The 5,137-nt window shown below is 26.3% G+C and carries 5 protein-coding genes; all 5 read left to right on the forward strand.

Translation table 11 applies throughout. The annotated features are described in order from the left end of the window. A partial coding sequence (locus RT405_RS06785; RefSeq protein WP_313468637.1) for a hypothetical protein occupies positions 1–183 on the forward strand: 183 nt, incomplete at its 5' end. Beyond that, complete coding sequence (locus RT405_RS06790) at positions 167–1,594, forward strand: hypothetical protein (protein ID WP_313468639.1); 1,428 nt, start codon at positions 167–169, stop codon at positions 1,592–1,594. The genes RT405_RS06785 and RT405_RS06790, both read left to right, overlap by 17 nt. Positions 1,595–1,684: 90 nt before the next feature. Then, positions 1,685–2,788: a glycosyltransferase gene (locus tag RT405_RS06795; RefSeq protein WP_313468641.1), complete on the forward strand. Its 1,104-nt coding sequence runs from the start codon at positions 1,685–1,687 to the stop codon at positions 2,786–2,788. Continuing rightward, the gene (locus RT405_RS06800; RefSeq protein ID WP_313468643.1) at positions 2,781–4,043 is read left to right on the forward strand and encodes an oligosaccharide flippase family protein; all 1,263 of its coding nucleotides are present in this window, start codon (positions 2,781–2,783) and stop codon (positions 4,041–4,043) included. The genes RT405_RS06795 and RT405_RS06800 overlap by 8 nt, the downstream gene beginning before the upstream one ends. 78 nt (positions 4,044–4,121) lie before the next feature. After that, positions 4,122–5,137: nucleotide sugar dehydrogenase (locus tag RT405_RS06805; protein WP_313468645.1), on the forward strand; the 1,016-nt coding region annotated here is incomplete at its 3' end.

Below are 5,137 nucleotides of genomic sequence, written 5' to 3' on the forward strand. Positions count from 1 at the left end.
GACAATAACTATAATAAACTAGGAGATAGACTTTACAATTGGTATCATTCTTTGGATTTTGATATTTTTAGTAAAGAATGTCTAAAAAAAATTTCTTTGATTGACAATGAAAATAAAAAATTTGAAAAGAAATTAGATGATTTATTAATAAAGAAAGGAGGCAAATATGAAAATAAAGATTAACTTGATAAATATTTTTATTTTAATATCTGGAGTTGTAAGCACTCTTATTACTATATATAACTTTGAAAAAATTAAAAGCGGATATGAACTAATATTATTTTTCCCTTTGTTCTTTTGTCTTTTGTATTTTTTAACTTTTGGAAAATCAAAGATAATGGATTCGTATATTCCCATAACTACATTTATTTTTATTGTGTTACAATCTATTAGGTTTATACTAATGCCCCCTATCATTGCTATGGCTGGAGAAAATAATGGGACTCATTTTTTAAACCCGGCTGAAAGTTCAATTCAATTAGCCACAATATTGATGATTTTTGATATTTTTGTTACTACTTTGTGCATATATTTTTTTTCTATAAAAAAGAAAAAAAAAGTTGTGCAAGATTTAAGGATACAAGGGAACAAATATGTTTATGTTATTTTTTTAATTTTTTCTCTGGCTTTGTATTTATATGTTGGCCGAACAGTTAAATTATTTCATTTTTTGGTTGTCCCTTTAACAGGAAATGAGAGGATTGGTGATATTACAGATACACCTCTTGTTATAGCTCAACAAATAGTAATGGTATCTATGATAGTGTTGTTTTTATGGATTGTGTCTATTTTCTTAAAAAAGTATAACTTGAAAAATAAAAATATCTATTTTTATTTTTCCGTTATGTTTGCAATAATTAATGTAGGTATAATTATTGGAGAACGTAGGTCTGCACAAATTTATGCAGCATTCTGTTCTATTTGGATATTGATTCATGCTTATCCTAAAAAGGTAAAAAAAATTATTTTTATTATTAGTAGCGTGGCATTAGTTATTTTATCTTTTATGAGTATATATAAGGTATCAAATGCGATTGCATATGGATCTTATACTAATGCAATAAAAAACTCACAGTTCAATGTTAGTTGGTTATCTAGTACATTACAAAGTTATTTTGCAGGGCCACAAGATTTAGCGGTAATTATAGAATTTAAAGAAAGTACAGAACTTAAGATAGAAAATTTTATTTTTGATTTATTACGTTCAACTGTTCCAATAAGTTTTTTTATAAAAAATATAGGTACTGTAACTTCAGAAATTTTTAATAATTACTTGTATAATGGTATGCAGAGAACAGGGCATGTCATTTCATCTACTGGATACGGTTATTTATATTTTGGAATATTATTTGCTCCATTTTTTTCAGTTATAAATATAGTAATGGCTATTTTTTTCGAAAGAAAAATGACAACATCTATTTCTTATGAAATGTCATATATGTGGGCTTATTTATTTATAAGAGTAGCAGTAAATTTGACTGCTAATACTCCAGCACTAATTAATCAAATAACAATAATGTTATGTACAGGTGGTTTTTTATTTCAAGTAGCTAAATTATTAAGAAGAGATACTGAAAAAGTATTGTTATCTTAGACCGATATTGTTTTTTTATTATAGGAAATAAATAGTTTTTCTTTGAAATTATTGTATCTTTGTAATTAATATATATATTAAGTGGGTGAGATGTTGGGAATATTAATCCTTTCGTTCGGAATAAAAGAATATGATGGTAGATTAAACGAACTATGCAATGTGGCAAGTAAGATAGGGAATTATGAACTAGTGTGTTTCACAAAAGATGAAAATAGTAAAGATTATCTAGTAAGCAAAAACAAACATTTGAGTGTTAATAATTATATTAAATTTCTTTTGCTATCTTTAAAGATAGCAAAAGAAATGAAAGAAATTGATATATTAATATTAGACAATATGTTTTCTACTATTCCAGGTACACTAGTGAAGACTTTTTATAAACCAAAATTTGTTGTACAAGATGTTAGAGAATTATACTTTTATAAAGATATTAAAAATACAACCGGAAAGATATTTAGTTTTTTTGAAACTTATAGCCTGAAAAGGGCAGATGTTGTTTTATGTGCTAATAAATTTAGAGCTGAAATAATGTTTAAACATTATAAATTATCAAAAATGCCTATAGTATTTGAAAATATTAGATTTTTAAATGGAACTTTTGATAAACAATTAATGAAAATTAAATATCGAAGCTTATTTAACCACAAATACAATATAATAAATACAGGAGGATATTCTCTTTCAAGAAAGACTGCAGACCTAGTATCATCAATGGAACACTTATCAGATGAGTATGGACTATATATTGTTGGAGAAGGAACTATTAAAGATAAGGAAACAATAGAAAAAATAATGTTCGAAAAAAAAATCAATAATGTGTATCTATTAGGAAAAGTACCGATGAATGAATTACGTTTTTTTTTAAGACAGTGTGATATTGGGATAGTTAGTTATCATAAAAATGATTTAAATAATTTTTATTGTGCTTCAGGTAAGGTATATGAATATCTAGCAGAGGGAATACCAATAGTTACAACTGAAAACCTTCCATTAAAAGATTTTTGCACAACTAATGAAGTTGGAATAGCTGATGATTCTTTTGTTAAAGGAATTATTGAATTAACAAATAAATTAGAGTTTTACAAAGAAAAAGTAGTAAACTATATAAATAATGTTTCACCAGAACTTAATAATAATAAGGTTTCAAAAGAAATTTTAAATGAACTATGGAAAATAGGTCTTAAACATGAATAAAATAAAAAAATTATTTAGTAGCAAATATATGAAAAACATTACTGTATTAGCAAGTGGTTCAATTATTTCACAAATTATTTCTATGGCAATATCTCCATTAACAACAAGATTATTTTCACCAACTGAATTGGGAATGTATACGATTGTAACGACAGCAATATCTTTGTTTGGGCCCATTATATGTCTAAAATATGATATGGTTATAGTTGGAGCAGAAAGTGAGGAAGAAGCTAATTCCGTAATTACTTTATCTTTCATAATTTCATTTTTTTTAAGTATATTTTTAAGTATAATATATAGTTTAGTATTTTTGAGTAACGATTATAAGGGTTTGAATTTGTTAGTAATTATAATAATAATTTTTGTTTTATTACTGACTTATGGAACTAACAATATTCTTATTGCATATAATAATAAAAATTCTTTATATAAATTGATTTCTAAAGTAACTATTTTAAAAGCTATCGTTAGTAATTCTATGATAGTTTTAGCCGGAATTTTTAATTGGGGAGTTTTTGGTTTATCTTTATCCCAAATAATTGGAAATTTATCAGGAATAAAAAAAATGTCAACAAGTTTGTGGAGTAATAAAGAAAAAATCTTTAATATAAATAAGAATATATTAAGTAACGCTTTTATTAAATATATTAATCAACCTAAATATAATGCTTTTTCAGCATTAGTAAGTACTTCGATATATTCAAGTATTAACTTATTTATAAAATCTATGTATTCAGCAAATATATTAGGATTATATTCTATATCATACAGAGTATTTGGTATACCATTCTCAGTTATTAGTGCAAATATAGCAAGGGTTTTTTATGAGGGAGCCACTGAAGAGAAAAAGGATAATGGAAACTATAGTAAGATTTTTTTGAAAACGTTGATATTTCTTTCTGCCTTAATTGTACCAATTATGTTTTTTATAGCCATTATTTCACCATGGGTGTTTTCTTTAGTATTTGGTGATAAGTGGGAAGTAGCGGGTGAATATGTAAGATTATTAGCACCTATGTTTGCAGTTCGACTAATAGCTGAATCATTAACTACAAGTTTTATTATTTCCTTTAAACAAAATGTAGAATTGAAATTTCAAATAGTAGTATTATTTCTTGAATTAATAACATATATGGTAACAGCGGTATTAAATTTAAAAATTGAAATGTTTTTTTTATTAATTTCATTTATCTATGTAATAGTATACTTAATAATGATTATATATATGTATAAAATAAGTAAGCTTAATATATAGAAATATTGAAAATATTAACAAGTTATATTAGTATTTTTAAATAAAAAAGTTTTTTTACAAGAAGGGAATGTTTACACTTTGAGAATAAATGTTATCGGATTAGGATATATCGGATTACCAACAGCACTTATGTTGGCTTCAAAGGGACATGTAGTTGTTGGAACAGATTATAAAAAAGATGTTGTTTTAAATTTAAAAGATGGTTTAATTCCCTTTGAGGAAAAAGGAATCGAAAAATTATATGAAGAAGCAATATCAAAAGAAATTACTTTTACAAATGAATATATAAGAACAGACATGTATATCGTTACAGTCCCAACACCATATATAAAGAACACAAAAAAAATTGATCCGTCTTATATTATAAAAGCAGTGCAAAGTGTTATGGATGTTTGCGAAAAAGGGTCTATAGTAGCTATCGAGTCAACAGTATCTCCTGGAACAATTGATAGATTTATACGACCAATGATTCAAGATAAAGGTTTTGTATTGGGAAAAGATATTCATTTAGTTCATGCACCCGAACGCATCTTACCTGGAAATATGATTCATGAACTCCGACATAATTCGCGCACAATTGGTGCTGATAGTATTGAAGCAGGAGAAAAAGTCAAATCTGTTTATGAGTCTTTTTGCGAATCCGAAATTGTAGTTACAGATATACGTACTGCAGAAATGACAAAAGTAGTAGAAAATACTTTTCGTGATATTAATATCGCATTTGCAAATGAACTAACAAAAATTTGTCGTTCAGATGACTTAGATGTTTATGAAATTATTCGTATTGCTAATAAACATCCACGGGTAAATATTTTAAATCCAGGACCTGGTGTAGGTGGACATTGTATTTCAGTTGATCCTTGGTTTTTAGTCGGAGATTATCCAGGATTAACTAATCTTATTTTGACAGCTCGCCATACAAATGACTCAATGCCTGAGTTTGTTTTGGAACGTGTTCATACGATTATGAAAGAAAAAGATATGACAGATTTGTCTAGAGTAGGTTTATATGGATTGACTTACAAGCAAGATGTGGATGACGTTAGAGAAAGCCCTACATTACAACTACTTGAAAAAATGAAAGAACATTTAGC

The sequence above is a fragment of the Carnobacterium sp. genome, assembly GCF_032094055.1.
Taxonomy (GTDB): Bacteria; Bacillota; Bacilli; order Lactobacillales; family Carnobacteriaceae; genus Carnobacterium_A.